The organism is Klebsiella sp. 7-CIP_Kleb. (assembly GCF_050378655.1).
Lineage (GTDB): Bacteria > Pseudomonadota > Gammaproteobacteria > Enterobacterales > Enterobacteriaceae > Klebsiella > Klebsiella quasipneumoniae.
Genome location: NZ_JBNRLJ010000002.1, coordinates 280,203 through 306,943, shown reverse-complemented (window position 1 = coordinate 306,943; position 26,741 = coordinate 280,203). Strand labels below are relative to the sequence as shown.

At 58.9% G+C, this 26,741-nt stretch carries 27 protein-coding genes; 10 read left to right on the top strand and 17 right to left on the bottom strand.

Annotated elements, in window-relative coordinates; genetic code table 11:
- Positions 1 to 15: 15 nt before the first annotated feature.
- Complete coding sequence (locus tag ACQUTI_RS09165; protein WP_023317878.1) at positions 16 to 849, bottom strand: helix-turn-helix transcriptional regulator; 834 nt, start codon at positions 847 to 849, stop codon at positions 16 to 18.
- Between the two features lie 261 nt (positions 850 to 1,110).
- On the opposite strand from ACQUTI_RS09165, the gene ACQUTI_RS09160 reads away from it, so the two are divergent.
- Positions 1,111 to 1,878 (top strand): phytanoyl-CoA dioxygenase family protein, encoded by a 768-nt coding sequence (locus ACQUTI_RS09160; protein WP_122543662.1) that lies wholly within the window; start codon positions 1,111 to 1,113, stop codon positions 1,876 to 1,878.
- A gap of 13 nt (positions 1,879 to 1,891) precedes the next feature.
- On the opposite strand, the gene ACQUTI_RS09155 is transcribed toward ACQUTI_RS09160, so the two are convergent.
- Genes ACQUTI_RS09155 through ACQUTI_RS09135 form a run of 5 tightly spaced genes read right to left on the bottom strand, consistent with a single transcriptional unit; the run spans position 1,892 to position 6,855 of the window.
- Positions 1,892 to 2,233 (bottom strand): PTS fructose-like transporter subunit IIB, encoded by a 342-nt coding sequence (locus tag ACQUTI_RS09155; RefSeq protein ID WP_004201460.1) that lies wholly within the window; start codon positions 2,231 to 2,233, stop codon positions 1,892 to 1,894.
- A gap of 15 nt (positions 2,234 to 2,248) precedes the next feature.
- Positions 2,249 to 3,124: a [formate-C-acetyltransferase]-activating enzyme gene (locus ACQUTI_RS09150; RefSeq protein ID WP_004201461.1), complete on the bottom strand. Its 876-nt coding sequence runs from the start codon at positions 3,122 to 3,124 to the stop codon at positions 2,249 to 2,251.
- The gene (locus tag ACQUTI_RS09145; protein ID WP_080847095.1) at positions 3,090 to 5,387 is read right to left on the bottom strand and encodes a formate C-acetyltransferase; all 2,298 of its coding nucleotides are present in this window, start codon (positions 5,385 to 5,387) and stop codon (positions 3,090 to 3,092) included. Before ACQUTI_RS09145 ends, ACQUTI_RS09150 begins: the two co-directional genes overlap by 35 nt.
- 50 nt (positions 5,388 to 5,437) lie before the next feature.
- Entirely contained in the window at positions 5,438 to 5,758 is a 321-nt protein-coding gene (locus ACQUTI_RS09140) for a PTS fructose-like transporter subunit IIB (protein ID WP_094311318.1), read from the bottom strand.
- Between the two features lie 20 nt (positions 5,759 to 5,778).
- Positions 5,779 to 6,855 carry a PTS fructose transporter subunit EIIC gene (locus ACQUTI_RS09135; RefSeq protein WP_023317881.1) on the bottom strand — a complete coding sequence of 359 codons (1,077 nt, stop codon included), beginning with the start codon at positions 6,853 to 6,855 and terminating at the stop codon, positions 5,779 to 5,781.
- A gap of 309 nt (positions 6,856 to 7,164) precedes the next feature.
- On the opposite strand from ACQUTI_RS09135, the gene ptsP reads away from it, so the two are divergent.
- Positions 7,165 to 9,666 (top strand): phosphoenolpyruvate--protein phosphotransferase, encoded by a 2,502-nt coding sequence (ptsP, locus tag ACQUTI_RS09130; protein ID WP_122543660.1) that lies wholly within the window; start codon positions 7,165 to 7,167, stop codon positions 9,664 to 9,666.
- A gap of 819 nt (positions 9,667 to 10,485) precedes the next feature.
- On the opposite strand, the gene ACQUTI_RS09125 is transcribed toward ptsP, so the two are convergent.
- Positions 10,486 to 11,571 carry a tartrate dehydrogenase gene (locus tag ACQUTI_RS09125; RefSeq protein ID WP_109938794.1) on the bottom strand — a complete coding sequence of 362 codons (1,086 nt, stop codon included), beginning with the start codon at positions 11,569 to 11,571 and terminating at the stop codon, positions 10,486 to 10,488.
- A gap of 82 nt (positions 11,572 to 11,653) precedes the next feature.
- Between ACQUTI_RS09125 and ACQUTI_RS09120 the strand changes: the two genes are divergently transcribed.
- Positions 11,654 to 12,616 carry a LysR substrate-binding domain-containing protein gene (locus ACQUTI_RS09120; RefSeq protein WP_162574830.1) on the top strand — a complete coding sequence of 321 codons (963 nt, stop codon included), beginning with the start codon at positions 11,654 to 11,656 and terminating at the stop codon, positions 12,614 to 12,616.
- Here ACQUTI_RS09120 and ACQUTI_RS09115 read toward each other — a convergent pair.
- From ACQUTI_RS09115 to puuD, 4 genes are all read right to left on the bottom strand, one after another.
- Positions 12,613 to 13,893: an NAD(P)/FAD-dependent oxidoreductase gene (locus ACQUTI_RS09115; protein WP_004201473.1), complete on the bottom strand. Its 1,281-nt coding sequence runs from the start codon at positions 13,891 to 13,893 to the stop codon at positions 12,613 to 12,615. The genes ACQUTI_RS09120 and ACQUTI_RS09115 overlap by 4 nt on opposite strands.
- A gap of 2 nt (positions 13,894 to 13,895) precedes the next feature.
- Entirely contained in the window at positions 13,896 to 15,383 is a 1,488-nt protein-coding gene (puuC, locus tag ACQUTI_RS09110) for an aldehyde dehydrogenase PuuC (protein WP_428923245.1), read from the bottom strand.
- Positions 15,384 to 15,704: 321 nt separating this feature from the next.
- Positions 15,705 to 16,262, bottom strand: coding sequence for an HTH-type transcriptional regulator PuuR (gene puuR, locus ACQUTI_RS09105; protein ID WP_002898590.1), 558 nt, complete (start codon positions 16,260 to 16,262; stop codon positions 15,705 to 15,707).
- Positions 16,263 to 16,287: 25 nt separating this feature from the next.
- The gene (gene puuD, locus ACQUTI_RS09100; protein WP_025999163.1) at positions 16,288 to 17,040 is read right to left on the bottom strand and encodes a gamma-glutamyl-gamma-aminobutyrate hydrolase; all 753 of its coding nucleotides are present in this window, start codon (positions 17,038 to 17,040) and stop codon (positions 16,288 to 16,290) included.
- A 225-nt stretch (positions 17,041 to 17,265) separates the two neighbouring features.
- On the opposite strand from puuD, the gene ACQUTI_RS09095 reads away from it, so the two are divergent.
- From ACQUTI_RS09095 to ACQUTI_RS09085, 3 genes are all read left to right on the top strand, one after another.
- Positions 17,266 to 18,687, top strand: coding sequence for a glutamine synthetase family protein (locus ACQUTI_RS09095; RefSeq protein WP_002898595.1), 1,422 nt, complete (start codon positions 17,266 to 17,268; stop codon positions 18,685 to 18,687).
- A 160-nt stretch (positions 18,688 to 18,847) separates the two neighbouring features.
- The gene (locus tag ACQUTI_RS09090; RefSeq protein ID WP_049116019.1) at positions 18,848 to 19,039 is read left to right on the top strand and encodes a hypothetical protein; all 192 of its coding nucleotides are present in this window, start codon (positions 18,848 to 18,850) and stop codon (positions 19,037 to 19,039) included.
- On the top strand, positions 19,029 to 20,420 hold the full coding sequence (locus ACQUTI_RS09085) for an APC family permease (protein ID WP_023289089.1): 1,392 nt from the start codon (positions 19,029 to 19,031) through the stop codon (positions 20,418 to 20,420). The genes ACQUTI_RS09090 and ACQUTI_RS09085 overlap by 11 nt, the downstream gene beginning before the upstream one ends.
- Positions 20,421 to 20,538: 118 nt before the next feature.
- Here the strand turns inward: ACQUTI_RS09085 and ACQUTI_RS09080 are convergent, their stop codons facing one another.
- Positions 20,539 to 20,661, bottom strand: coding sequence for a small membrane protein (locus ACQUTI_RS09080; RefSeq protein ID WP_002898600.1), 123 nt, complete (start codon positions 20,659 to 20,661; stop codon positions 20,539 to 20,541).
- Positions 20,662 to 20,917: 256 nt separating this feature from the next.
- Between ACQUTI_RS09080 and ACQUTI_RS09075 the strand changes: the two genes are divergently transcribed.
- A complete protein-coding gene (locus tag ACQUTI_RS09075) occupies positions 20,918 to 21,139 on the top strand; it encodes a hypothetical protein (protein ID WP_004201478.1) in 222 nt (73 codons plus the stop codon).
- A gap of 19 nt (positions 21,140 to 21,158) precedes the next feature.
- On the opposite strand, the gene ACQUTI_RS09070 is transcribed toward ACQUTI_RS09075, so the two are convergent.
- Together ACQUTI_RS09070 and ACQUTI_RS09065 are read right to left on the bottom strand one after the other, a co-directional pair.
- A complete protein-coding gene (locus ACQUTI_RS09070; protein WP_004201480.1) occupies positions 21,159 to 21,947 on the bottom strand; it encodes an SDR family NAD(P)-dependent oxidoreductase in 789 nt (262 codons plus the stop codon).
- 115 nt (positions 21,948 to 22,062) lie between these two features.
- Complete coding sequence (locus tag ACQUTI_RS09065) at positions 22,063 to 22,512, bottom strand: winged helix-turn-helix transcriptional regulator (protein WP_004201482.1); 450 nt, start codon at positions 22,510 to 22,512, stop codon at positions 22,063 to 22,065.
- Between the two features lie 152 nt (positions 22,513 to 22,664).
- Between ACQUTI_RS09065 and agp the strand changes: the two genes are divergently transcribed.
- A complete protein-coding gene (agp, locus tag ACQUTI_RS09060) occupies positions 22,665 to 23,912 on the top strand; it encodes a bifunctional glucose-1-phosphatase/inositol phosphatase (protein WP_017899485.1) in 1,248 nt (415 codons plus the stop codon).
- Positions 23,913 to 23,977: 65 nt separating this feature from the next.
- Here agp and ACQUTI_RS09055 read toward each other — a convergent pair whose 3' ends face one another.
- The 3 genes from ACQUTI_RS09055 to ACQUTI_RS09045 form a co-directional block, all read right to left on the bottom strand.
- Complete coding sequence (locus tag ACQUTI_RS09055; protein WP_008805934.1) at positions 23,978 to 24,205, bottom strand: YccJ family protein; 228 nt, start codon at positions 24,203 to 24,205, stop codon at positions 23,978 to 23,980.
- A 20-nt stretch (positions 24,206 to 24,225) separates the two neighbouring features.
- Entirely contained in the window at positions 24,226 to 24,822 is a 597-nt protein-coding gene (gene wrbA / locus ACQUTI_RS09050; protein WP_002898704.1) for an NAD(P)H:quinone oxidoreductase, read from the bottom strand.
- Positions 24,823 to 24,949: 127 nt separating this feature from the next.
- A complete protein-coding gene (locus ACQUTI_RS09045; RefSeq protein ID WP_049116017.1) occupies positions 24,950 to 25,171 on the bottom strand; it encodes a hypothetical protein in 222 nt (73 codons plus the stop codon).
- Between the two features lie 87 nt (positions 25,172 to 25,258).
- On the opposite strand from ACQUTI_RS09045, the gene ACQUTI_RS09040 reads away from it, so the two are divergent.
- Both ACQUTI_RS09040 and ACQUTI_RS09035 read left to right on the top strand, forming a co-directional pair.
- On the top strand, positions 25,259 to 25,432 hold the full coding sequence (locus ACQUTI_RS09040; protein ID WP_002898708.1) for a general stress protein: 174 nt from the start codon (positions 25,259 to 25,261) through the stop codon (positions 25,430 to 25,432).
- 163 nt (positions 25,433 to 25,595) lie between these two features.
- The gene (locus ACQUTI_RS09035) at positions 25,596 to 26,534 is read left to right on the top strand and encodes a DMT family transporter (protein ID WP_114508016.1); all 939 of its coding nucleotides are present in this window, start codon (positions 25,596 to 25,598) and stop codon (positions 26,532 to 26,534) included.
- The last annotated feature ends 207 nt before the right edge of the window (positions 26,535 to 26,741 follow it).

The window sequence follows — 26,741 nt, the reverse complement described above, 5'->3', positions numbered from 1 at the left end:
TTCCGACACGGCAGGTTAGGTCTGCTGCGCGCTGCGGCAGTGTCGCCGATACTCTGACGGCGAACGCTCGGTGTAGCGTTTGAAGACCCGGCAAAAATAGTTGCTGTCGACAAAGCCGCAGTTATGGGCGATCTCTTTCACCTTCAGGTCGTAGCCGCGCAGCAGCTGTTTTGCCTTTTCCAGACGCACCCGGGTCAGATATTCGTTAAATCCCACCGAGCCTGATTTCTGAAAAATATGCGAAAGATAGTTGGGCGTGATGTGAAAACGTCTGGCCACCGATTCCCGCGTCAGCGGCAGGCTAAGATTTTCCTCGAGGTAGTCCTGAACGGCGAGAAACAGATCCCGGCTGCGACTGACGCGCATTTCCAGCCCAACCAGCTGTTCGCGACAGTGACTCAGCAGCGCGGCGACCACCAACCGCGCGGTCAGCGGATCGGGCTGCAGGCTGACTTCGTTCAGGCTCAGCAACAGGTAAGAGCCCACGCGCGGTCCAAGGCGGGCAACGCTTTGCTTTTCCGTGTGCAGGCTTTTCCCGTCCCAGCGCTGAATACTGAACCCCAGCTTCTGTCGACCAAACAGAATACTCAGGGTGGTGGCCGGGCCGGTCCACTGCGGCAGCGTCCATTTTCCCGCCTGCACGTACAGCACCTGTAAAGTGGTTAACGTCGAGGCGGCCAGTGGCAGCCCCTGTTCACTGAGCTGGCCCTCCAGCACTATTTCCAGACGCGGAAACGGCACGTTGAGGGCGAGGGCAGGGACGGAGATATCCGGCTCAGGAAATCTCACCTGTAAATGATCTTTTTGACTGATTAACCGATGCAGAATATCTGGCAGATCTTCAATCATTCTTTGCCCTCAGCATGCGCATTATCCTGTTGATGGTAATCTATTTTTTATCCCCAGACAGCGTTTGTTTCGTCAATTTGCGCAGCGAATTCCCTGCCAGGCGCCGCGCATGCATCGCCGGAGAGGAGATTGTTGATGCCCATCACACTTCGGCGGCTCGCGTACGTATGTCCAGTTTTTCGTAGCGCTCGCCTCCTGTCATGCCGCGGATGGACCAGTAGAGTTTGTTTGTGTTATCGGAACGTTAAAAAGGAACGCAAAATGAACTCACCATCGGCTAGTTTTCTCGATGCGTTAGGCGCCAGTCAGGCGCTTAGTGCGCAAATGAAACATGAACTCGACACCCTCGGCTACACCGTCGTGCATAACGTCGTTGACGCCCAGTGGCTGAGCGAAATGCGCCAGCTAATTGATACCCTGGTTGAGCGTGAAGGCGACAATCTGGCGATGGAACACCATCAGGAAGCGACTGCGACGCGGATCGCCAACCTGGTGAATAAGGGGGTTATCTGGGAGAAAGTCTGGTCCCACCCGCTGATCCTCTCCGCCTGCCGCTATATCTTCAACGGTGATTTTAAAGTCTCCAGCCTTAATGCGCGTGAGGCGCTGTATAACGGCGGTCACCAGCCGCTGCACGCCGACTGGAAAAAGCCGCGCCCGGATTTTCCCAAAGTCCACCTGGTGAATACCATCTGGGCGATAGACGATTTAAGCGCCGCTAACGGCGCGCCGCGGATTATCCCTGGAACCCACCTGCGGCCGGAGTTGCCGGAAGAAGTCTTGGACGACCCGGAACAGGCCCACCCAGACGAGATTGTGTTTGCTGCGCCGGCCGGCAGCGTGATGATCTACAACGCCCACGCCTGGCACGGCGGTACCCGTAATCGTGAGGGTAGCCGACGACGCGTGCTGCATGGGTTATATATCGATCGCGCGGATACGCCGCAGCAGGACCAGCGGCGCTGGCTGACGCCGGAAACGGCAAGCCGCCTGACGCCAGCGCAAAAGTGGCTGCTGGATGTAGAGTAAGACTCGTCGCCGGTCAGGGAAGTTCTACATAGACGACCGGCTTTTTCATGATGCTTTTCACGGCCTCGACGATCTGCTGCGGCTGCAGCAGGAAGCTCTTGATGCTGGTTTTAATCGTCCGCAGGCCGCTAAAGCGCTGGGCGTCGTCAATTTCGATATCCGTCACCAGCAGCACCACTTCGGCGCGGGCGATATCTTCTGCGGTAATGCGATTTTCAACGCCGAGCGCGCCCTGGGTTTCCACCTTCAGGTGCCATTTTTCATGATGACCGACCTTTTCCAGTCGTTCGGCAGCCATATAGGTGTGCGCCACCCCGCTGACGCAGGCGGTGACGGCGACAATATTGAAGTCCATAACATCCTCCTGGCGTTAACCGCCGATAGTGACGTGGAATCCGGCCGCTTCGGCCATTATCCGATAAGGTTGAATGTCCGCTTCGCCAGGCGCTTTCACGCTGGCCAGCGTCCAGGGTTTGCCCAGCAGACGGTATTTTGGCTCGCCATATTGATGAAACGGCAACAGGTGCATTTCTTTTAGCGCGAACGGCGCGAGAAACGCCAGTATCTGGCGAAAATTATCCACGCTCATGGTGTAACCCGGGATCAGCGGCACCCGCGGGATCAGATTGATGTTTCTTGTCGCCAGCTGGCGAAAATTGTCCAGTACCCGCGGCTGATTCATTCGCAGCAGCGACCGCGCCAGCTCAGGATCCATGATTTTAAAATCAAACAGCACTTCGTCGCTGGATTCAGCCACCGGCAGCAAACGGTCAAAGGCGCCGTCGCCGGCGGTCTCGATGGCGGTGCGGATCCCCCACTGGCGCAGGCGCTGAAGAAAACGGGCGGCAAACCCGGCCTGCATGAGCACCTCCCCGCCGGAGAGGGTGACACCGCCGCCGGAGGCGCGGAAGAAGACTTCATCTTTGAGCACCTCCTGAAGGAGGTTCTCCAGCGTCACGTCGCGACCGATCTGCTCCCATGCCCCGGAGGGACACTCGGCGACGTCCTGCAGACAGCGGGCGCAGCCCAGACATTTGCTCTGCCGGCGCAGGGTCTGGATCTTCGGCGACATTGACTCCGGGTTGGCGCACCACGGGCAGGTGTGGGGGCAGCCTTTGAAAAAGACCACCGTGCGGATCCCCTGGCCATCGTTGAGCGAGTAGCGCTGCAGGTTAAAAATACGCGCCCGATCGGCGCGCGTCTCCATCACCTCACAGCTGATGCGCGGTGCGGCGGATGATGTCATCCTGAATCTCCTTCGACAGCTCAACAAAGAAGGCGCTGTAGCCCGCGACGCGCACCACCAGGCCGGCAAAGTCCTGCGGCCGCTGCTGCGCTTCACGCAGGGTGTCGGCATTGACCACGTTAAACTGAATATGCTGCAGCTTGAGCTTGCAGAAAGCCTGTAAAAAGTCTGCCAGCTTGTTCAGCCCGCCGTCGCCGGCCAGCGTTGCCGGGGTGAATTTGACGTTAAGCAGCGTACCGTTCGACAGTAGATAGTTATCCAGCTTGCTGACCGATTTCAGCACCGCCGTCGGCCCCTGAGCATCCTGGCCGACCATCGGCGACAGGCCGCCGTCCGCCAGTTGTTCGCCGGCCAGCCGCCCGTCCGGGGTAGCCCCCACCACCGAGCCCAGCGGCACATGCGCCGAGACGGTATAGGAGCCGGGAGTAAAATGGCCGCCGCGCGGGTTCAGGTACTGCTCCACCTCTTTGCAGTAAAAGCGCAGCAGATCGGCGCTAATATTATCGACTTCGTCGATGTCGTTACCGTACTTCTCAAAACGGTTAATCAACCGGGCGCGGATCTTTTCTCCCTCCGGCGTGCGGAAGTTGGCTTTCAGGACCGCCATCAGTTGGTCAAAACTGAGACGCTGCTGATCGAAAACCATCCCCTTCAGGGCGTGCAGTGAATCGCTCAGGTTGGCGATCCCGATGCCCTGGACGCCGGAAAAGTTATAGCGCGCGCCGCCGGCGGTGATATCTTTGCCGTGCCGGACGCAATCTTCAATGAACGAGGAGAGCAGGGGGACCGGCGCCCAGTCGCGATGGCCGATATCGCAGATATTGCTGCCCTCGACCATCAGCTTGATGTAATAACGAATTTTGTCACGGATCTGACTGATAAGTCCTTCCCAGCTGACCTCCGGTTGCCCTTCATTTTCCTGCAGGACCAGTTCCATAACCTTCAGCAAGTTGAACATGGCGATATCATGCAGGCCGTAGGTGCGGCCAGGGATCGACAACTCGACGCAGCCGACCACCGCGTAGTCGCGGGCGTCTTCCAGCGACACGCCGCGATTGAGGAAGGCGGGGACCACCACCTCGTCGTTGAAAATCTGTGGAATGCCGGTGCCCAGGCGGATGGTTTCAGCGGTTTTACGCAGGAACGGGCGGTCAATCAGCTCGTTGACCCGCACGCCAAGATTCGGCTGCGGCAATTGCACGTTCTGATAGGCATCGAGGCATAAAAACGACAGCGCGTTGACCGCGCTGCGTCCGGTTTCCGTCAGTCCGCCGAGCAGAGCGGTGTAGCCGGTGGGAAAACCAGCGAAATAGCGCGCGCTGCTCGAGGAGCGCAGCAGCACGATATCGTTGCATTTCACCCACAGCGACTCCAGGAGCTCCCTGAGATACGCCGGATCCTGACCCTGATTCAGCGACGCCTGATAAAACGGCAGCATATACTGATCAAAACGCCCCAGTGAAATTGAGCTGGCGTTGGATTCGTACTGCAGAATGATGTTTATATACCAGAACAGCTGGCAGGCCTGGGGGAAGTCCGTTGGCCGGTGCTCCGCGTTGTGGCGCGAAATAGCGGCGATGGTTAACAGCTCCTGCTGACGCTGCGGGTCCTGACAGTGCCCAGCCATCTCCTCGGCCAGCGCGGCGTAGCGCAGAATATGGCGCCGGGAGGCTTCCAGCAGGATCAGCACCGCCTGATAAAAGTGGTTCCCGGGTTGCTGCTCGCAGTGGGCTTTTAGCTCCGCCACCAGCGCCCCGAGGCCATGATTGAGCAGACGCGGATAGTCGATGATGATATGGCCCTGGCCCTTATCGGTCTGGTTCACGCTGAATATCTGGGTGCTGACGGCGGCCTTGACCTCGTCGGTCATCTGGCCGTTGATAAAATCCTTCATTGAGCGCTTTTCCCAGTAGGGGAACAGCGTTTCGCGGTATATTTGCTTATCTTCTTCGCTTATCGCGAAGCGGTCCTGCGGCCGGGTCGGAAAGGCGTCGAGTTCGTTGAGCAGCCAGTAGGGATCCATCTCCGGCGACATAATGCCTGCCCGCGGTTTGATGGTCCGGTTGCCGGCAATCAGTTCATCATCACGAATCGAAATGTCTACCTTATCGAGGATCCAGGCGGTGGCCTTCGCCCGGCGAATAATCACCGGTTCGCCCTCCGTTTGCTGATGACTGGCGGTATACAGCAGAGCGCGCTCCAGGGAGATTTCGCGCGGCTGGGCGAACAGGCTGGCTTTCAGGCGTTGAGTACGATTCGTCATGACAAACTCCATGTGGTGGCGAAGGGCGCGAGGGCGCCCCTTGTAAGGCTTCAGGTACGCTGAGAAAGATGGCTGTCTATCTTGTTCATGATGGCGTCGGCGCGCTTGACTGCATCGCTGATATTGACGCGCACGATAGTTTTCCCGGCAAAACGCTCTTCGAATTTGATACCGATATCTTTGGTCAGGATGACCATATCGGCGGCGGCGATCTCTTCGGCGGTCAGTTCGTTTTCAATGCCGATTGAGCCCTGGGTTTCGACTTTAACCTGCCAGCCTTTGGCTTGGGCGGCGCTTTCCAGCGACTCGGCGGCCATGTAGGTGTGAGCCACGCCCGACGGGCAGGCGGTGACAGCGATAATGTGGGTCATAATCTGTTCCTTCCAGTCTGTTAGTTAATTTCGAAATCAAGATCTAATTCGTCGTCGGCTTTAGCGTCAGACGATTTCTTTTTAGCCAGCGCTTTCAGCACAATGACGCAGGCGGCGCTGACGCAGGCACCGACCAACAGCGCGGCGATAAAGCCGAGTTTGCCCTGGACCACCGGCAGCACGATGAGCCCGCCCCAGCCGGCGTAACACTGGGCCCCCAACAGCGCCGCGGTGACGCAGCCGCTGGCAGCGCCAATCATATTGGCCGGAATAACGCGCAGCGGGTCGGCAGCGGCAAAGGGAATCGCCCCTTCAGTGACCCCGACGCAGCCCATCACCAGCGCCGCTTTGCCGGTTTCCCGCTCTTCGGCGGTGAAATATTTACGGCCGATCAGCGTCGCCAACCCCATCCCCAGCGGCGGCACGGCGATGCCGACGGCGGCGATAGCCACCACGCTGTAGACCCCCTGCGAGACGCAGATCAACATGAAGGCGTAGGCCACTTTGTTCACCGGGCCGCCCATATCAAAGGCCAGCATCAGGCCCATAATGATGGCCAGCACCACGATGCTGCCTTCACGCATACCCTGCAGCCAGCCGGTCAGGTTAGCGGTTAGCGCGCCCACCGGTTCGCCGAGCCCCCACATCATGATCCCGGCAGTAATAAAGGTGCCGATGATGGGAATAATGAAAATCGGCATCACCGAGCGCAGCACCTTGTGGACCGGTATTTTTTTCAGGTAGTAGACCACCAGGCCGCCGATCATGCCGGCGATCAGCGCGCCGAAGAAGCCGGCGCCGAAGCTGTTGCCCACCCAGGCGCCGATGGCGCAGGGCGCCAGCGCGGCGCGGTCAGCGATGGAGTACCCGATGTAGGCGGCGAGAAAAGGGACCATCAGCGTTAGCCCGGCGACGCCGATGTCAAACAGCTTCTTCAGGTTGGGATCGGTGGCGGCATCGGGAACTGCGCCTTTGCCATACAACATGACGGACACCGCCAGCAGGATCCCACCGGAGACCACAAAGGGGATCATGTGTGACACGCCGGTCATCAGATGCTGGCGGGTATTTTTTAGTATTTGCACCAGTTCGTTCATTGTTTGCTCCTGAGCGCTGTAGGGCCCGTGACAGTATTGATGGCTCAACATTAGAAAAAGGTCGCCGCATAAAACAGTAGAGAAAAAGTGCATTTACTGGACATTTGTAAGGTTAGAAAGGAATTGCGATCCACCTCAAATCTTAGTGATGGCAGGAAGGATGGGCGCTAAATGGATGGAATTGTGATGGCGGGCATAAAAAAGTATCGTGTGTACAATAGTCCAGTAATTGCCAGTTTTATCACCTAGTCCCCGGCCCCTTCATTCATTACCTTTTGGGTAAATAATGGATTGCTCAGGAGGAAGACGATGGCTCTGGTCATTGAATTTACATGTGATTTGCCAAACGGCGTGCATGCGCGTCCGGCCAGTCTGGTCGAAACGCTGTGTAACCGTTTTTCATCGGCGATTGAGTGGCGCAATCTGCGCCGCGAGACCAGCGGAAATGCCAAGAGCGCGCTGGCGATCATCGGCAGCAATACCCTGAAGGGCGACGCCTGCCAGCTGGTCATTCATGGCGAAGATGAAGCCGACGCGTTCGCCGCCTTAAGCGCCTTTATCGAAAATGAATTCCCGCAGTGCGACGCGCCGCTGCCCGCTGCGCATGCGCTGGAGATCCAGCCGGTGCCTGCGTCGCTCTCGCGGCTGAACCCGACGCTGTTTCATGCCCGCCCGGTGTGCGCCGGCAGCGCGGGGGGCAGGCTAATACACCTGAAATCCCGCGATCTGCATGAGCTGGGGGAACTGCCGGGCGCCGTCGCTCCTGAACAGGAGCAGGCGGCGCTGGATAATGGCCTGCGCCTGCTGGTAAAAGATATTGAGCTGCGGCTGCTGGACAACGACGGCACCGCCAGCGCAATCCTCGATGCCCACCGCTCGCTGGCGACGGATGCCTCGCTGCGCCAGCACCTGCTCGACGGCATTCTTACCGGCCTCAGCTGCGCGCAGGCGATTGTCGCCACCAGCGACCACTTCTGCGCACGGTTCCGCGACTCCGGCAACACTTATCTACAGGAGCGGGTGCTCGATGTGCGCGATGTCTGCTTCCAGCTGTTGCAACATATCTATGGCGAAGCCCGCTTTCCGCCCCCGGGCCAGCTGCGGGAGGCCACCATTTGCCTTGCCGACGAGCTGACCCCCAGCCAGTTTCTCGAACTGGATAAAGCGCATCTCAAAGGGCTGCTGCTGCGCGGCGGCGGCACCACGTCGCACACCGTGATCCTCGCCCGCTCGTTCAATATTCCGACCCTGGTGGGGGTTGACCTCGACGCACTGTTGCCGTGGGAGGGTACCCAGGTGCAGATCGACGGCACCGCCGGACTGCTGGTGGTGGATCCGAGTCCGGCGGTGGCGCGCTACTATCAGCAGGAGGCGTGGGTTCAGGCGCAGATCCAGCAACAGCAGCAGGTATGGCTGGATAAGCCAGGGCAGACGGAAGACGGTATCCGCGTCGAGATCGCGGCGAACATCGCCCATTCGGTAGAGGCGGTGGCGGCATTCAACAATGGTGCGCAGTCGGTTGGCCTGTTCCGCACAGAGATGCTGTATATGGACCGGCCCGGCGCGCCATCGGAAGATGAGCTTTACAACATCTTCTGTCAGGCGCTGGAGCCTGCCGCCGGGCGCAGCATTATTGTGCGGACTATGGATATCGGCGGTGATAAGCCGGTGGCCTATCTCAACATTCCTGCGGAAAATAACCCCTTCCTCGGCTACCGCGCGGTGCGCATCTATGAAGAGTACCAGGCGCTGTTTCATACTCAGCTGCGGGCGATTCTACGCGCCTCGGCGCACGGCGCGCTGAAGATCATGATCCCGATGATTTCCTCCATGGAAGAGATCCTGTGGGTGAAAGAGCGGCTGGCGGAGGCCAAACAGTCGCTGCGCGTTGAACAGATCCCGTTTGATGAAAAAATCCCGCTGGGCATCATGCTGGAGGTGCCGTCGGTGATGTTCATCATCGATCAGTGCTGCGAAGAGGTGGACTTCTTTAGCATCGGCAGCAATGACTTAACGCAGTATCTGCTGGCGGTCGACCGCGATAACGCGAAAGTGACGCGCCATTACAACAGTCTCAACCCGGCCTTCCTGCGTGCGCTGGACTATGCCGTGCAGGCGGCGCACCGGCAGGGGAAATGGATTGGCTTGTGCGGCGAGCTGGGGGCCAAAGGTTCGGTGCTGCCGCTGCTGGTCGGCCTCGGCCTGGATGAACTGAGTATGAGCGCGCCGGCGATCCCGGCGACCAAAGCACGTCTGGCGCAGCTGGACAGCCGCGCCTGCCGTCAGCTGCTGAATCAGGCGATGCAGTGCCGTACCTCGCTGGAGGTGGAGCATCTGCTGGCCCAGTTCCGTATGCGCCAGCAGGAGGTGCCGCTGGTGAGCGCCGAGTGCATTACGCTCAACAGCGACTGGCGTAGTAAGGAAGAAGTGCTGAAGGGGATGACGGATAACCTGCTGCTGGCCGGTCGCTGCCGCTACCCACGCAAGCTGGAGGCTGACCTGTGGGCCCGTGAGGCGGTGTTCTCCACCGGGCTTGGCTTTAGCTTCGCCATACCGCACAGTAAATCCGAGCATATTGAGCAGTCGACCATCAGCGTCGCCCGGCTGGCGCAGCCGGTGATGTGGGGCGATGAAGAGGCGCAGTTTGTGATTATGCTGACGCTAAACAAGCACTCGGCGGGCGACCAGCATATGCGCATCTTCTCACGCCTGGCGCGACGCATTATGCACGCGGAGTTCCGTCAAGCTCTGGTCTCCGCGCAGAGCCGCGAAGATATCGCGCAACTGCTGCGCCGTGAGCTGGAGCTGTGATCGGTTATCCGGCCAGCGTCGCTGACCGGAGCGCGAGGGTAAAGGGGAAGGTGGCGACGGGCCGCCCCCTGTGCGCTCACTGCGCTATGCCAGACATAACGCAGAAGATTAACCGGGAGCGCCATCTGCCCGGAAATAACGCAGAACAGCCGTTTTTCCGGGGCGAAACCGTGGCAAACCGATTATCCGGCTCTGACTGTCTGTCGGCCCGCGCAAGCGCAGCGCCGCCGGGCAAGATATCAGGCACGGTACCTGTATTCTTGCCGGGTGGCGGCTGTCGCCTTACCCGGCCAGGGGTTCGTGCGGCCTGCCGTTAATTTATTCACCATTGTTGCTGAAACTGCCGGTGCTGGCGGCCTCAAAATCGCTGAGACGTTCCCGGAAGGCCGGGGCAGCCCGCATGGATGCGGGCTGAGGGCCGTGTTTTGCAGGGACGCTGCCTCGGCCCGACCCGAAGCCTGCAGGGATAAGTCGAAGGGACCGCGCAGCGGCGATTTTGCTGGCCGGAGCCCGGGGGTACAGGGGGCGGCGGCGACGGGCCGCCCCCTGTGCGCTCCCTGCGCCATGAATGACATAGCGCAGACGATTAACCGGGAGCGCAAACTACGCTGAAGCCACCGATAACATAAACAACCACACTGCAGTGCTTCCCCTCACCCTGGCCCTCTCCCGGAGGGAGAGGGAACCGTCCGGCTGGCGTTTAGGCCCGCGCAAGCGCAGCGCCGCCGGGCAAGATATCAGGCATGGTACCCGTGGTGTTGCCGGGTGGCGGCTGCGGCTGACCCGGCTACAGGTGGCTCACGGGAGCGGCCGACAGGGTTAAGACAAAATGGCCTGGCAGATAGCGTCGCTGACCTGCTGCGTTGACGCGCTGCCTTTCATATCCGGGGTTTTCGGCCCGCTGGCAATCACCTGCTCAATCGCCGCCAGAATGCCGTTGTGCGCGGCGTGATAGCGCTCATCGTCGTTGCCGAGGAAATCGAGCATCATCGCCCCGGCCCACACGGTGGCGATCGGGTTGGCGATATTTTTACCATAGATATCCGGCGCCGACCCGTGAACCGGTTCGAACAGCGACGGGAAGGTGCGCTCCGGGTTGAGATTCGCCGATGGCGCAATACCGATGGTGCCGGTACAAGCCGGGCCGAGATCGGAGAGAATATCACCGAACAGATTGGAGCCGACGACCACGTCAAAACGCTCCGGCTGCAGCACGAAGCGGGCGCACAGGATATCGATATGCTGCTTGTCCCAGCGAATATCCGGATAGTTTTTGGCCATCTCTTCCACCCGCTCATCCCAGTAGGGCATGCTGATCGCCAGACCGTTGGATTTGGTTGCGGAGGTCAGCGTTTTGCGTGGGCGGCTTTGCGCCAGTTCGAAGGCGTAGCGCAGGATCCGGTCCACGCCGCGGCGGGTAAAGACCGACTCCTGAATCACCACTTCATGCTCGGTGCCTTCATTGGCGCGCCCGCCGAGGGCGGAATATTCGCCTTCGGTATTTTCGCGCACCACGTAAAAATCGATATCGCCGGCCTTTTTGCCCGCCAGCGGGCAGGGGACGCCGGGGAACAGACGCACCGGACGCAGGTTGACGTATTGGTCAAACTCACGGCGGAACTTCAGCAGCGACCCCCACAGCGAAATGTGGTCGGGAACGGTATCCGGCCAGCCGACGGCGCCGAAGTAGATGGCATCGAAGCCCTGCAGCTGCTCGCGCCAGTCGTCCGGCATCATCTTGCCATGATGGGCATAATATTCGCAGCTTGCCCACTCCATCTGCTCGAAGCTCAGCGCCAGGTCCCACCGCTGTGCGGCGGCTTGCAGCACGCGAATCCCTTCAGGCAGAACTTCTTTGCCAATTCCGTCACCCGGGATGGCGGCAATACGATAGGTTTTTTTCATTCCGGTTCTCACTTTTTAGCGATGATGTTTGACCACCTGCTTATCCTATAATTGACTGGTTCATAATTAATCACGCTAACTGGTGAAACATAAAACACAGATCATGAATAATCTGCCGCTGCTAAATGATTTACGCGTCTTTATGCTGGTCGCTCGCCGGGCCGGGTTCGCCGCCGCCGCCGAAGAGCTTGGCGTATCACCGGCGTTCATCAGCAAGCGGGTTTCGCTGCTGGAGCAAACCCTGAATGTGGTGTTGTTGCACCGGACCACCCGCCGGGTCACCATTACCGAGGAGGGGGAGCGGATCTACGAATGGGCGCAGCGCATTCTGCAGGATGTCGATGAGATGATGGACGAGCTTTCCGACGTGCGCCAGGTGCCGCAGGGAACGCTGCGTATTATCAGTAGCTTCGGCTTTGGTCGCCGGGTGGTGGCCCCGGCGCTGTCGGCGCTGGCCCTTCAGTACCCGCAGCTGGAACTGCGTTTCGATGTCCAGGACCGGCTGGTGGATTTAGTCAATGAAGGGGTGGATCTCGATATTCGTGTGGGCGATGATATCGCGCCGAATCTGATTGCCCGCCAGCTGGCGGCCAACCACCGCGTGCTCTGCGCCTCGCCGCAATTCCTTGCCCGCCATCCACCGCCGAAACAGCTGAGCGATCTGGCCGCCTTACCCTGCCTGGTGATTAAAGAACGCGATCATCCGTTTGGCATCTGGCAGTTGCACAGCAAAGAGGGGCAGCATGCGATCAAGGTGACCGGGCCGCTGTCGTCAAACCATGGTGAAATTGTGCATCAGTGGTGTCTGGACGGGCAAGGAATTGCGTTACGTTCATGGTGGGACGTCCGGGAGAATATCGCCAGCGGCCATCTGGTGCATGTGCTGCCGGAATTCTTTCAGCCTGCCAACGTCTGGGCAGTCTATGTTTCCCGGCTGGCGACGTCGGCTAAAATTCGCACCACTGTGGAGTTTCTGCGCCACTACTTTCAGCAGCACTATCCGCAGCATGAGCCGACGGCCAGCGCCGTCGGCAGAGGCGATTAAACCCCCAGGCGGTCGCGCAGACTGTAGTAGGCGGCGCCCATGGCGGTGAAGGGAATGCGCAGGCTGCGGCCGCCCGGGAACGGGTAGTGCGGCAGTTTGGCAAAGGCGTCGAAACGCTCAGCGTCACCGCGCAGCAGTTCCGAAATCAACCGTCCGGCGAGGTGGGTACAGGTGACCCCATGCCCGCTGTAGCCCTGCATGTAGTAGATGTTGGTATCGAGGCGACCAAACTGCGGCATCCTTGAGAGGGTCAACAGGAAGTTGCCGGTCCAGCGGTAGTCGATTTTCACCCCTTTCAGCTGCGGGAAGGTTTTCAGCAGCTTCGGCATAATCAGCCGTTCCACATCGTCCGGGTCGCGGGCGCCGTAGACCACGCCGCCGCCATACAGCAGGCGGTTGTCGCCGGTGAGGCGGTAGTAATCCAACAGATAGTTACAGTCTTCCACACAGTAGTTTTTCGGGATCAGCGAGCGAGCGACCTCCTCCGACAGCGGAGCGGTGGTGACCACCTGGGTGCCGCAAGGCATGCTGCGCTTCGCCAGCTCCGGCTCCAGTTTGTCGCCGAGATAGGCGTTGCCGGCGACGATCACATAGCGGGCAGTGACCTGGCCGCGGGCGGTGCTGACCACTGCCGGAGTGGAGTGCTGAATGCGGGTGACCGGCGACTGCTCATAGACCCGGCCGCCGTTCAGGCGAATGGCGTCCGCTTCGCCGATGGCGAGGTTGAGCGGATGAATATGGCCGCCGCTGTGGTCGAGCAGGGCGCCGACGTAGCGGTCGCTGTCCACTTCGCGACGAATCGCCTCTCTGTCCAGCAGCTCCAGCTGCGTGTTGCCGTAGCGCTCCCAGTTGGCTTTCTGTTCTTCCAGCGTCTCCAGCTGTTTGTGATTCATCGCCACGAACAGGCCGCCCGGGCGATAATCGCACTGGATCTGGTAGCGCTGGATACGTTCGCGAATAATATCGCCGCCTTCGAACATCATGCTGCCGAGCATTTTAGCGGCATCCGGGCCGTAGTTTTTTTCAATCACGTCGATATCGCGGCTGTAGGAGTTAACCAGCTGACCGCCATTGCGGCCGCTGGCGCCGAAGCCGATGCGCGCCCCTTCCAGCACCACCACGTCGTAGCCCATTTCGGCCAGATGCAGGGCAGACGAGAGTCCGGTGTAGCCGCCGCCGACGACGCAGACGTCGCAGCTTATCGATTCGTCCAGCGTCGGAAAGGGTTCATATTTGTTGGCGCTGGCGGCGTAATAGCTGGTGGTATGTTCGGTCATGATTAAGACTCCAGGGCAATCCAGATGGTTTTCAGTTCGGTGAATTTTTCCAGCGCGTGCAGCGACTTATCGCGTCCGTTGCCGCTCTGTTTGTAACCGCCGAAGGGGACGGTCATATCACCATCGTTATAGTTGTTGACGAAGACCGAACCGGCCTTCAGGCGGCGGCTCATGCGGTGGGCGCGTGAGAGATCGCGGGTCCATACCGCAGCGCCGAGGCCGTAGTCGCTGTCGTTGGCAAGCCGCAGCGCCTCGTCTTCGCTTTTGAAGCGAGTCACCACCAGCACCGGGCCGAAGATCTCTTCCCGGCTGAGGGTGGAGGCCGGGTCGACGTCAACAAAAATGGTCGGGCCGACGGCGGCAGGCCACGGATTTTTCCGCCCGTCGAGGAACAGCATGCTTTTGCTTTCGCCGCCGCGAATAAAACTGTGCACGCTGTCGGCATGGGTGTTGTCAATCAGCATGCCCATGGTGGTGTTTGGGTCGAGCGGGTTGCCCGGCTGCCAGTGTTGCGCTTCGGTTTTCAGTCGTGCCAGGAACTCGTCGGCGATGCTCTCCTCCAGCAGCAGGCGAGTGCCGGCGATGCACACCTGCCCCTGGTTGTAGAAGATGCCGCCGGCGGTGGCGCTGACCGCTTTTTGCAGATCAGGGCAGTCGGCGAAGACGATGTTGGCGCTCTTGCCGCCCGCTTCCAGCCACACGCGCTTCATATTGCTGTCGCCGGCGTCTTTCAGCAGCTGCTTGCCGGTGCGGGTGGAGCCGGTAAAGGTAAGGACCTCCACGTCTGGATGCAGGGCCAGCGCCTGTCCGGCTTCGTGACCAAAGCCGCTGACCACGTTCAGCACGCCGTCCGGCAGGCCCGCCTCTTTCGCCAGCCCGGCGAGGCGCAGCGCGGTGAGCGGCGATTTTTCCGAGGGCTTAAGGATCACGCTGTTGCCCGCCGCCAGCGCCGGGCCGAGCTTCCAGCAGGCCAGCAGCAGCGGGAAGTTCCACGGCACCACCGCGGCGATGACGCCAATCGGTTCGCGGACGATCATCGCCAGTTCGTTGCTGCCGGTAGGAGCCACTTCGCCATAGACTTTATCCAGCGCTTCGGCATACCAGCGGATGGCGCGGGCGGCGCCGGGAATATCGTCGCGCAGGCTGTGGCGAATCGGCTTGCCGGTATCCAGCGTTTCCAGCAGCGCCAGCTCTTCGCAGTGGGCCTCCATCAGGTCGGCAAAGCGTGTGAGAACCGCTTTACGCTGTGTGGGGGTGGCCTGTGACCAGTCGCCGTTATCAAAGACCCGACGCGCGGCCTTCACCGCCAGCTCAACGTCCGCTTTTTTGCCGCGAGCGACATGGGCTAACGTGTGCTGCGCGGCAGGGTCAATGGTTTCAAAGGTGGTATTATCGACCGCGGCGCAATATTCGCCGTTAATAAATAATCGTGTTTCAATGGCCAGGCTTTTCGCTTTTTCCTGCCAGTAAGCCAGGTGCTGAAAATTCATCATGACTCCTTAAAAAACATTATCGGCAAATTAATCACATCGGCGTTTTCAGGCTGCACGGGGGCGCTGCGCCAGGCGCAGAGCATAGTGTATCCCCGGAGTTGAATACCGTTTTATCACCCTAAATTTCGACAGGTTGTCTGCATGCCGAATAATTCAGGGGTGAGTCGCCATTCACGGCGTTAATTATTTCAGGGCCAGCAGAAAATAAGATTCCCTTCCGGCACCAACGTTATGACTGCGAGTTTTTCGCGGCGACGAAAATAAAATTTCCGCCGCCGCAGGTCTGAAGAAAGCCTGAAGCTCGTTCAGGCTAAATATTCAGAATGTGGTGGGGGTGTGGGCACTGATGATGCGGCAGATGCCTGCCGAGGTGTTGCTGAAGCTGTGCGGGATGCCGGTATTAATGGCATAGCTCTGTCCAGCCACCAGGTGGTACGACTGACCGTTAATCGTCAGCACAATCTCACCCTCCAGTATGGTGCCTATCTCCTCACCCTGATGCTTAATCCTCTCCCCGGTCGTGGTTCCAGGCTGGTAAGTTTCAAAAATCATCGCCAGCGTACGGTTCGGATTTCCGTTATGAACCAGCTTCATGGAAACGCCCTGACTGCCCATTTCGATAAGGTCATCCTGATTAATGACCACCTGGGGTTCGTCCGGCTTTTCGGGTTCAGAAAAGAATTCCGAGAGCGACAGCCCATAGACTTTCAGCAGCTTTTGCAGCGTACTGATGGCAGGACTGACTTTGTCCTGCTCTATGGTGCTGATGGCACTATGTGTTAACCCAGACAGTTCGGCGGCACGACGCTGCGAAAGACCCAGCTGTTGGCGGATCTCTGACAGACGTTTCCCTGGCGCCAGTCCGTCATCGCTCATATTTGCATTTCCTTAACGGTAGTGGTCAGCGCCGCCGCTTTTCAGCATGATGGCCCTGACAGGCGGTGATAAAACCATCAAACAACATACGCGACAGGGCGTATTCGCTACTGTTCCATTCAGGATGCCACTGTACGCCCAGCGCGAAAGGGTGATCGTTCACGCTGACCGCTTCCACCAGTCCATCCGGCGCTCGCGCCTCCACGCGCAGCTGCGGACTGAGGGTTTTTGCCCCTTGCCCATGTAGCGAGTTTACCCAAAACGTGTTGCAGCCCGGTATCAATTGCGACAGCAATCCTCCTTCCTGAACCTCAACCTGATGGGACGGCGCATACTGCTGCTCGACGGGCAGTTCAGGATCTTCGCGATGCTCCAGCAGCTCAGGCTGCTCGAACAGACGACGATACAGAGTCCCACCGGTGGCGACAACCAGTTCCTGCAGTCCACGACAGATGGCGAAAATGGGGATGCGCCTTTCGAGTGCGGCGTTAATCAGCGCCATGCTCAGAAGATCACGCCCGGGGTCGGCGTCAGGCTCATCGCCGTTTTCACCATAAAGGTGCGGCTGCACGTTACTGGGGCTGCCTGGCAGGTATATCCCATCCAGTTTATCGACTAACGCGTTCAGCAGATCCGGCTCAGCCAGCGCATGTGGCAGGGCGATCGGCAGTCCGCCGGCGTTAACAATTGCATTCAGGTACTTTTCTTGCAAGGTCTGGGTCTGGTGACCCTTAAGCCTGTTTCTACACATCACGACGCCAATAACTGGCTTGTACATTATATTTTCCATGATCGCCCTCACAAAGTGGACTAAATTATGACCGCTATAGCGGGTTTAACGGCCATATCGTTCAATATTTTCTCAATCTAGCAGTGGAAATAGCCCTTTGCAAACTTAATTTAACATTTGACAAACAATTTATTTGCATACACAGTCGATGGGGTGGACATTATATTTAACGGTCTGAGTGCAGGACCGAAACCAAACCAACGGCGGTGAATCATGGAAACCAATATCGTAGAAGTTGAGAATTTTGTTCAGCAAACGGAAGAGAGACGGGTCAGCGCGTTCGCGAAAGAAGTGAAGCGCTACCTCGAAACCTACCCTGATACCCAATATGTCGATGTCCTCCTCACTGACCTGAACGGCTGCTTCCGCGGCAAGCGCATCCCGGTTGCCGGCCTGAGCAAGCTGGAGAAAGGCTGTTATTTCCCGGCCTCGGTGTTTGCGATGGATATTCTCGGCAACGTCGTGGAAGAGGCCGGTCTGGGCCAGGAGATGGGCGAGCCGGATCGCAGCTGCATTCCGGTGCCCGGCACCTTAACGCCTTCAGCGGCCGATCCGCAGTCGATAGCCCAGGTACAGCTGACCATGGTTGATGAAGATGGCGCTCCCTTTGACGTTGAGCCGCGGAACGTACTCAACCGCCTCTGGCAGCAGTTGCGCCAGCGCGGGCTGTTCCCCGTGGTAGCGGTAGAGCTGGAGTTCTATTTACTGGACCGCAAACGCGATGCCGAAGGCTACCTGCAGCCGCCGTGCGCGCCGGGCACCGACGATCGCAACACCCAAAGCCAGGTCTACTCGGTCGATAACCTGAACCACTTTGCCGACGTGCTCAACGACATCGACGAGCTGGCGAAACTGCAGCTGATCCCCGCCGACGGCGCGGTGGCCGAAGCCTCGCCGGGCCAGTTTGAAATCAACCTCCACCATACCGATAACGTGCTGGACGCCTGCGATGATGCGCTGGCGTTAAAACGTCTCGTGCGTTTAATGGCGGAGAAGCATAAGATGCACGCCACTTTTATGGCTAAGCCTTATGAAGAGCATGCGGGCAGCGGAATGCATATCCACATCAGCATGCTGAACAATAAAGGGGAAAACGTGCTGGTGGACGGCGACGGGGAAGACTCCGCGCTGCTTAAACGCGCGCTGGCCGGGATGATCGATCTGATGCCGGCCTCGATGGCGCTGCTGGCGCCGAACGTGAACTCGTATCGCCGCTTCCAGCCGGGGATGTATGTCCCGACGCAGGCTTCCTGGGGGCATAACAACCGTACCGTGGCGCTGCGGATCCCGTGCGGCGAGCGGCAGAACCACCGCGTGGAGTATCGCGTGGCGGGGGCGGACGCCAACCCGTATCTGGTAATGGCGGCGATTTTCGCCGGTATTCTGCACGGGCTGGATAACCCTCAACTGCCTTTGCAGGAAGAGGTGGAAGGTAACGGCCTGGAACAAGAGGGTCTGCCGTTCCCGATCCGCCAGAGCGATGCGCTGTGGGAGTTTATGCAGAACGATCACCTGCGTGAGCGCCTCGGCGAGCGTTTCTGCCACGTTTTCCATGCCTGCAAGCATGATGAATTACTGCAGTTTGAGCGTCTTATCACAGAAACTGAAATTGAGTGGATGTTGAAAAACGCCTGATGGTCGCCCCGCAAGGGGCGCATGAGTAGCATCATACGGCCTGAGCGGAGCCTGGTCGTCCTTTTTGCTGGGAGCCCAGCCATTTCCCGGATGTCGCGTTAAGGAGCGCAGGCGGCAACGGGGCTTCAGTTAACGACACAGTGTGTGACGAGGAAATGAGATGATGCAGATGTTCAAATATCCGCAGGGAGAGGGAGGCCGCTCAGGCCGCATTGGATGCCAGCCAGCAACCGCTCACCGGTCCGTCTTACCCTTTTATTTATGCCTTATCCCCTTGCTAAGCAGGTTTGTTACGCGAACGTTGTGTCCGCAAACTGTTATCCGCAAGGGGGGAATGGGCGATGGCTATTAATCTTCCTGCGCATAACGCCGCTCAGGCGGGCAGACCGCGTCTGCGTAAATCCCTCAAACTCTGGCAAGTGGTGATGATGGGGCTGGCCTATCTGACGCCGATGACGGTGTTTGATACCTTCGGCATCGTCTCCGGTATCAGCAACGGCCACGTCCCGGCGTCTTATTTGCTGGCGCTGGCTGGCGTGCTGTTCACCGCCATCAGCTACGGCAAACTGGTGCGCCAGTTCCCGGAAGCCGGCTCCGCCTACACCTACGCGCAAAAATCCATCAGTCCGCACGTCGGCTTTATGGTCGGCTGGTCCTCGCTACTGGATTATCTGTTCCTGCCGATGATCAACGTCCTGTTGGCGAAGATCTATCTCTCGGCGCTGTTCCCTGAGGTGCCGCCATGGGTGTGGGTGGTGACCTTTGTCGCCATTCTGACCGCCGCAAACCTGAAAAGCGTTAATCTGGTGGCGAACTTCAACACCCTGTTCGTGCTGGTGCAGATCTCGATTATGGTGGTATTCGTCATTCTGGTGGTTCAGGGGCTGCACAAAGGCGAGGGGGTAGGGACCGTCTGGTCGCTGCAGCCGTTTATCAGTCAGAATGCGCATCTGATCCCGATTATTACCGGGGCGACCATTGTCTGCTTCTCGTTTCTCGGCTTCGACGCCGTGACCACACTGTCGGAAGAGACGCCTGACGCCGCGCGGGTGATCCCGAAGGCGATTTTTCTCACCGCGATGTACGGCGGCATTATTTTCATCGTTGCGTCGTTCTTTATGCAGCTGTTTTTCCCGGATATTCATCGCTTTAAAGACCCGGACGCCGCGCTGCCGGAGATTGCGCTGTACGTGGGCGGCAAGCTGTTCCAGTCAATATTCCTCTGCACCACCTTTGTTAACACCCTGGCGTCCGGCCTGGCGTCCCATGCCAGCGTCTCCCGTCTGCTGTACGTGATGGGTCGCGATAACGTCTTCCCGGAGCGCATTTTCGGCTATGTGCATCCGAAATGGCGCACCCCGGCGTTGAACGTGATTATGGTGGGTATCGTCGCGCTGTCGGCGCTGTTCTTCGACCTGGTGACCGCCACCGCGTTAATTAACTTCGGCGCGCTGGTGGCCTTCACCTTCGTTAACCTGTCGGTGTTCAACCACTTCTGGCGGCGCAAGGGGTACAACAAAACCTGGAAGGATCGACTGCACTATCTGCTGCTGCCGATGGTCGGGGCGTTGACGGTAGGGGTGCTGTGGATCAACCTCGAGGCCACTTCCCTGACGCTCGGCCTGGTGTGGGCGGCGCTTGGTCTGCTGTATCTGGCTTATCTGACCCGACGCTTCCGTAAACCGCCGCCGCAGTTCGATGCCGCCAAGGCGGAGCAGGCCTGGGAGTCCTAGAACCTGACGCTGAAACCGAACGAAGGCAGGCCCGCAGGCCTGCCTTTGTTTTTGGTTCGGTAAGGGACAGTACAGGATGGTAAAGAAATCAGCAGAAAACGGCGGAGAACGGAAGGTATTATTTCTTCTTTTTATGGACAGGTAACTGACTGGCGCGCCGCTCTTTGAGGTACGACACCAGGCTGTAGATGGCGACGCCCAGCAGCGCCACCGCGACGATAAAGAGAATAAGACCCGACATAGACCAACCTAATATTCTGTTTAGAAAGGGAAAAAGATACAGGGCTCTGTGTGAAGATAACATCGGGATATGTCTGAAAGATGACGCCTCATCGCGAGAATAACTGCTGTCGGGGTTGTGATAAAATATTTCCCGCAGGAATGTGACAGCCTGGCTTTCAGCTGAAATGGCGTAACACTCCGTTAAGTGATTTTACAGAAGTGCGGCCAGCAACGGGTTACGCTGACCGCGAATAAGAATGATCTGAGAGTAAGACATGTATAAGACAACCCTCAGCCTGCTGGGCGTGGCGCTGGCGCTGACGGCCTTCGCCAGTCAGGCTGAAAATGAACGTCAGGCGAGCCGCGAGCGGATCGTGGAGCAGGTCCTGAAACCCTGTGAAGGCAAAAAAGCGGGCGATAAGGTAGTGATCACCGATCGCCGCGGCGGGGAGCACGAGGCGATCTGTACCCTGGCGGCGGTTCCGCTGCCGGAATAATGCCCGCCGCCGGGGCGAATTAGCGATACCGCGGCGCCGGTTGCCCGGTTCGCGCGCTGGTAAACAGCGCCAGTCGCGTCTGCTCGAAAGCCTCCCACAGTCCCAGATCATGCACCGGCGGTAAGGTGACCTTTTCCCCCATTTCGAGTCCCCTGAGAGCGGCGTCAACCAGATCCTCGGTGGTCATTACCGTACCGGTGGGCAGGGCGTCGAGCGCCACGCCGGAGGTCGGCCACAGATCGGTGGCGGTCGCCGCCGGCAATACCGCCTGAATACGCACGCCGCTGTCGGCGAACTCATCCTGCAGGCCACGGGTAAAGCTCAACACCCAGGCTTTGCTGGCACTGTAGACCGCGCTGCCCGGCAGCGTATGCAGCGCAAGAATAGAGGCAATATTGATCAGCGTTCCGCGGCCCCGGGGAGCGAAAGCGGCCAGTGCGGCATAGCTCAGGCGCAGAAGCGCGGTGGTGTTGAGCGTATGAATCGCCTGGTGCTCGCGCGACGTGCTGGCGAGAAAGCCCGCCATTTTTGCCGTTCCGGCGTTGTTGATGAACAGGTCAACGGCGGGATCCTGCTGCAGACGCTGCTCTACGGCTTCAATGCCTTGCTCCTCGCTCAGGTCGGCCTTGAGGATGCTGGCCCGGATGGCGTAGCGCGCCTGCAGTTGCCCGGCGAGCGCCTGCAGCCGATCTTCACGACGGGCGGCGAGGATCAGATCGTAGCCGCGGGCGGCAAGTCGTTCGGCATAGATCGCGCCGATACCTGAGGAAGCGCCGGTGATAAAAGCAGTGTGCGATGACTGGGACATGAGTATTGCCTCTTAAAAGGTTGCATTATTAAACCAAATTCAGCATGAGATATCTGGTTTAATAATGCAACCATTTTGCCGGGCTTTTTTTATTTCTGCCTGCCGCAGGGAGCGATTAGTCGTTCAGCGGGAGGGCGATGGTGATATCCGCTGGGGACAGCTCACGGCCATCGGCCGCCTGCAGCACCAGCTTACGCAGGGGCTGACGCTGCTGGCGGTCAATGAGCCGCGTCGCCGGTTCGTCCGGGTCGAACAGATAGTCGTCCGCCCACTGGGAGAGGGCGACCAGCACGGTCTGCAGGGCGCGGCCCTTATCCGTCAGGACATACTCCTGCCAGGCGCTGCCGTCGGAGGCCGGCTGCAAATGCAGGATGCCTTCATCCACCAGCATTTTCAGCCGCCCGGCGAGCATATTTTTGGCAATGCCGAGGTTTTTCTGGAATTCGCTAAAACGGCGTACCCCGCGGAGGGCATCACGGACGATAAGCAGCGACCACCAGTCGCCGATAACGTCGAGGGAGCGGGCGACAGGACAGCAGCTGTTTTCCAGACGGGTACGTTTCACGAAAGCCTCCAGGTTAGTTGTTTCATTATAAAACTATTTGGTCGGCAGAGGAAATTTTCGGCTCCGGTCTAAGTTTGCGAGCGAATGCCAGGAAAAATGGCCTAAATCCGTCACAATTAACCCGATGATAATAAATGACTAAGGATGAAGGGATGAAAATATGTCTACTCGCCGCCGCCGTAGCCGGCGCGGTCATGTTATCCGCTGGCGCCCAGGCGCAGGACACGGCCGCCCCAGAGGGGTATCAGCTGCAGCAGGTGCTGATCATGAGTCGTCACAACCTTCGCGCGCCGCTGGCCAATAACGGCAGCGTGCTGGAGCAGTCCACCGCCAAAGCCTGGCCGCAGTGGGATGTGCCGGGCGGCCAGCTGACCACCAAGGGAGGCGTGCTGGAGGTGTATATGGGCCACTATATGCGCGAATGGCTGGCGCAACAGAAGCTGGTGACCAGCGGGGAGTGCCCGCCGGAAAACGCCGTTTACGCCTACGCTAACAGCCTGCAGCGCACCGTCGCCACTGCGCAGTTCTTTATCACCGGCGCGTTCCCGGGCTGCGGCATTGCGGTGCATCATCAGCCGCAGATGGGCACCATGGACCCGACCTTCAACCCGGTTATCACCGACGACTCCCCGGCGTTTCGCGAGAAAGCGCTGCAGGCGATGGAAAAAGAGCGCCAGGGGATGCAGTTGACCGAGAGCTACAAGCTGCTGGAGACAATGATCGATTACCGCAACTCGCCCTCCTGCAAAGAGAAGCAGGTCTGTTCCCTGAGCGAGGGTAAAGATACCTTTAGCGCCGGTTATCAGCAGGAGCCGGGGGTATCCGGGCCGCTGAAGGTGGGCAACTCGCTGGTGGACGCCTTCACCCTGCAATACTATGAAGGCTTCCCGAAAGATCAGGTGGCGTGGGGGGAAATCACCAGCGATAAGCAGTGGCAGGTGCTGTCGAAGCTGAAAAACGGCTACCAGGATAGTCTGTTCACCTCGACGGCAGTGGCGCAAAACGTGGCCAAACCGCTGGTTAAATATATCGATAACGCGCTGGTGGGCGAGGGAGCCAGCAAGGCGAAAGTCACCCTGCTGGTGGGACACGACTCGAATATCGCCTCGCTGCTGACGGCGCTGGACTTTAAGCCCTATCAACTTCCTGGCCAGTACGAGCGCACGCCTATCGGCGGCAAACTGCTGTTTCAGCGCTGGCACGACAGCGGCAGCAACCGCGATCTGATGAAGATTGAGTATGTCTATCAGAGCACTGAGCAGCTGCGTAATGCCGACCCATTGACGTTACAGACCCCGCCGCAGCGGGTCACGCTGGCGCTTAACGGCTGCCCGGTCGATGACCAGGGATTCTGCCCGCTGGAGACCTTTAAAAAGGTGATCAACGAGGCGGCGAAATAATGAAAAAACCCGGAGCAATCCGGGTTTTTAGCAGGTTAGGGTGAGACTCGGCAGGGATAAACGCCCTATACGTTTTTACGCTCAATCGTCTGTTCACCCCAGAACAGCGCATCTTTATCGGTTTTGGCAAAGGCCAGCGCCAGCACTTCGTCGCTGCCTTCCTCCCAGATTTGCTCAGCCAGTTTTTCATCGTAGTGGGCAACTTCGAAAATTGCCTCGGCGATCTCCGGCGAGGTGTTACGTAAACTTGCCCATTCGCCGACGCGATGTGCTTTTGCTTCTTGAGTTGGCATAGTGCTCCTCCTGCGGAAGATTAGCCGTGCAGTTTAACGGCCAGTTTGGCGACATGTTCACCCTGATAGCGGGCGATGGCTAACTCTTCCTCGCTTGGCTGACGCGAGCCGTCGCCGCCGGCAATAGTGGTGGCGCCATAAGGCGTCCCGCCGCGGACCTGGGAGATGTCGAACAGCTCCTGTGCGCCGTAGCCGATCGGGACGATGATCATCCCGTGGTGGGCCAGCGTCGTCCAGGTGGAGGTAATGGTTTGTTCCTGGCCGCCACCGGTGCCGGTTGAGCTGAATACGCTGGCGATCTTGCCGTACAGCGCGCCGGATGCCCACAGGCCGCCGGTCTGATCGAGGAAGGTGCGCATTTGTCCGGACATATTGCCGAAACGAGTCGGGGTACCAAAGATGATGGCGTCATACTCAGCCAGCTCCTGCGGCGTGGCGACAGGCGCGTTTTGCGTTTTCCCGCCAGCTTTGGCAAACGCTTCTGCCTGCATGGTTTCCGGCACGCGCTTCACAACCACCTCAACGCCGTCCACCCGGTTCGCCCCATCGGCGACGGCGTGAGCCATGGTTTCAATGTGTCCATACATGGAATAATAAAGCACCAGAATTTTAGCCATTTCCATCACTCCTCGGTTGCATTATAAGCCAGCCAAATAGCTGGTACCTTTAAAGATAAAGCCTCTGCCGAAGAGTGCAAATCCAACGGGCATTTATTTGATTTATAACAAAATGACAAAACATTATTTACTTTTCCTTGCGCAGCGCGGCCTGAGCGGCTGAGAAGCGGGAAGCGATGCCTACGCTATACTGGCCGGTGCGGCGAGGATGTAGCATCAGGATACATTTTTTGCTGACTATTTTTTCTTCGGCAGCAGAGCAGGTTAGCGCCATCAGGCGGCGCGAGGGGATTTTTTTCGCCAGGCTTTGTTTCTGAATGTGACATTTGCCATCGTCACCGGCAGTCATTCACTAACCTTATAGATACGCGGCAGAACAGCGGCGTCGCCGCTCCCGCGTAATGCACTATGATGTCTAACCTAATGGAGGTCAGTAATGGCAAACCATCGTGGCGGTTCTGGCAACTTTGCTGAAGACCGTGAAAGAGCATCAGAAGCAGGACGTAAAGGTGGCCAGCATAGCGGGGGGAATTTTAAAAATGACCCTCAGCGCGCCTCAGAGGCTGGCAAAAAAGGGGGTAAAAACAGTCATGGTAGTCGTGAGAGTTAACGCGCGACTGGCACTGTTCTCTTTGATGCGGTGTTAATCTCCCCGACCCAACCGCATCGCCCTCGCCGCCGGCATCTGCCGGCGGTTTTTTTTAGCTGTCGGAGGTTGCGCTCCCGCCGGGCCGATTGCACACTGGTCGCCCGTTTATCGTCATGGCTGTCTTATGTCTTCGTTAAAATTCTCCGTTAGCCGCCAGGAAGCGCTCCTTATCATGATCACCATGTTCTGGGGAGGGACGTTCCTTGCCGTACAGTATGCGGTCAGCCTCAGTGGGCCGCTGTTTTTTGTCGGCCTGCGTTTCGCGACCGCCGCGCTGGCGGTGGGCCTGCTCTCGCTCCGCACCCTGCGCGGCCTGACGTGGCTGGAGGTGAAGGCGGGGGTGGCGATTGGCGTGGCGATTGCGCTGGGGTATGGCCTGCAGACCTGGGGGCTGCAGTCGATCTCCAGCAGCAAGTCTGCCTTTATCACGGCGATGTATGTGCCGCTGGTGCCGCTGCTGCAGTGGCTGTGTCTGGGGCGTATGCCAGGGTTGATGTCCTGCGTGGGGATTGTGCTGGCCTTTATCGGTTTGATCCTGCTGGCCGGGCCGGAAAACAATCTGTTGGCGCTTGGCGTGGGGGAGATGATCACTCTGGCGAGCGCGCTGGCGATCGCCGCGGAGATTATCCTTATCAGCGCCTGGGCCGGAAAAGTGGATGTCCGACGGGTGACGGTGGTGCAGCTGGCGACCGCGTCGCTGGTGGCTTTCGCTGCCATGAAGCCGGCCGGTGAGTCGGTGCCGCCGTTGACGCCGACGCTGCTCGGCGTGGCGCTGGGGCTGGGCATTTTCAGCGCGATCATTCAGGTGACCATGAACTGGGCGCAGCGCAGCGTCTCGCCGACGCGGGCCACGCTGATCTATACCGGCGAACCGGTATGGGCCGGTATTTTTGGCCGGCTGGCCGGCGAGCGTCTGCCGCTGCTGGCCCTCCTTGGCTGCTTCTTTATCCTCGCGGGAGTGCTGGTGAGCGAGCTGAAGTGGAAGCGCAAACCGCCGCCGCAGATGTCAACAAATGACGATGCGCAGCCGCTCCCGGACCTGGCCGATCGTCGCGAGCCGTAATTTTACGCTTCTGATCCTACAGTGGCGCTTAGCCTGGCTGGCCTGCTCGTCCGGCTCTGATCGTCTCCAGGCCCGCGCAAGCGCAGCGCCGCCGGGCGATAGCATCAGGCACTGCGTCGCTTTTCTGCCGGGTGGCGGCTGCGCCTTACCCGGCCTACGTTCGTACGACCTGTCGTTAATTTATTCACCATTGTTGCTGAAACTGCC

Excerpts from the sequence above, each read along its gene's own strand:
- ACQUTI_RS09165 (WP_023317878.1), bottom strand. The coding sequence starts at position 849 with ATGATTGAAGATCTGCCAGATATTCTGCATCGGTTAATCAGTCAAAAA.
- ACQUTI_RS09160 (WP_122543662.1), top strand. The coding sequence starts at position 1,111 with ATGAACTCACCATCGGCTAGTTTTCTCGATGCGTTAGGCGCCAGTCAG.
- ACQUTI_RS09155 (WP_004201460.1), bottom strand. The coding sequence starts at position 2,233 with ATGGACTTCAATATTGTCGCCGTCACCGCCTGCGTCAGCGGGGTGGCG.
- ACQUTI_RS09150 (WP_004201461.1), bottom strand. The coding sequence starts at position 3,124 with ATGACATCATCCGCCGCACCGCGCATCAGCTGTGAGGTGATGGAGACG.
- ACQUTI_RS09145 (WP_080847095.1), bottom strand. The coding sequence starts at position 5,387 with ATGACGAATCGTACTCAACGCCTGAAAGCCAGCCTGTTCGCCCAGCCG.
- ACQUTI_RS09140 (WP_094311318.1), bottom strand. The coding sequence starts at position 5,758 with ATGACCCACATTATCGCTGTCACCGCCTGCCCGTCGGGCGTGGCTCAC.
- ACQUTI_RS09135 (WP_023317881.1), bottom strand. The coding sequence starts at position 6,855 with ATGAACGAACTGGTGCAAATACTAAAAAATACCCGCCAGCATCTGATG.
- ptsP (WP_122543660.1), top strand. The coding sequence starts at position 7,165 with ATGGCTCTGGTCATTGAATTTACATGTGATTTGCCAAACGGCGTGCAT.
- ACQUTI_RS09125 (WP_109938794.1), bottom strand. The coding sequence starts at position 11,571 with ATGAAAAAAACCTATCGTATTGCCGCCATCCCGGGTGACGGAATTGGC.
- ACQUTI_RS09115 (WP_004201473.1), bottom strand. The coding sequence starts at position 13,893 with ATGACCGAACATACCACCAGCTATTACGCCGCCAGCGCCAACAAATAT.
- puuC (WP_428923245.1), bottom strand. The coding sequence starts at position 15,383 with ATGAATTTTCAGCACCTGGCTTACTGGCAGGAAAAAGCGAAAAGCCTG.
- puuR (WP_002898590.1), bottom strand. The coding sequence starts at position 16,262 with ATGAGCGATGACGGACTGGCGCCAGGGAAACGTCTGTCAGAGATCCGC.
- puuD (WP_025999163.1), bottom strand. The coding sequence starts at position 17,040 with ATGTACAAGCCAGTTATTGGCGTCGTGATGTGTAGAAACAGGCTTAAG.
- ACQUTI_RS09095 (WP_002898595.1), top strand. The coding sequence starts at position 17,266 with ATGGAAACCAATATCGTAGAAGTTGAGAATTTTGTTCAGCAAACGGAA.
- ACQUTI_RS09090 (WP_049116019.1), top strand. The coding sequence starts at position 18,848 with ATGATGCAGATGTTCAAATATCCGCAGGGAGAGGGAGGCCGCTCAGGC.
- ACQUTI_RS09085 (WP_023289089.1), top strand. The coding sequence starts at position 19,029 with ATGGCTATTAATCTTCCTGCGCATAACGCCGCTCAGGCGGGCAGACCG.
- ACQUTI_RS09080 (WP_002898600.1), bottom strand. The coding sequence starts at position 20,661 with ATGTCGGGTCTTATTCTCTTTATCGTCGCGGTGGCGCTGCTGGGCGTC.
- ACQUTI_RS09075 (WP_004201478.1), top strand. The coding sequence starts at position 20,918 with ATGTATAAGACAACCCTCAGCCTGCTGGGCGTGGCGCTGGCGCTGACG.
- ACQUTI_RS09070 (WP_004201480.1), bottom strand. The coding sequence starts at position 21,947 with ATGTCCCAGTCATCGCACACTGCTTTTATCACCGGCGCTTCCTCAGGT.
- agp (WP_017899485.1), top strand. The coding sequence starts at position 22,665 with ATGAAAATATGTCTACTCGCCGCCGCCGTAGCCGGCGCGGTCATGTTA.
- ACQUTI_RS09055 (WP_008805934.1), bottom strand. The coding sequence starts at position 24,205 with ATGCCAACTCAAGAAGCAAAAGCACATCGCGTCGGCGAATGGGCAAGT.
- wrbA (WP_002898704.1), bottom strand. The coding sequence starts at position 24,822 with ATGGCTAAAATTCTGGTGCTTTATTATTCCATGTATGGACACATTGAA.
- ACQUTI_RS09045 (WP_049116017.1), bottom strand. The coding sequence starts at position 25,171 with ATGACTGCCGGTGACGATGGCAAATGTCACATTCAGAAACAAAGCCTG.
- ACQUTI_RS09040 (WP_002898708.1), top strand. The coding sequence starts at position 25,259 with ATGGCAAACCATCGTGGCGGTTCTGGCAACTTTGCTGAAGACCGTGAA.
- ACQUTI_RS09035 (WP_114508016.1), top strand. The coding sequence starts at position 25,596 with ATGTCTTCGTTAAAATTCTCCGTTAGCCGCCAGGAAGCGCTCCTTATC.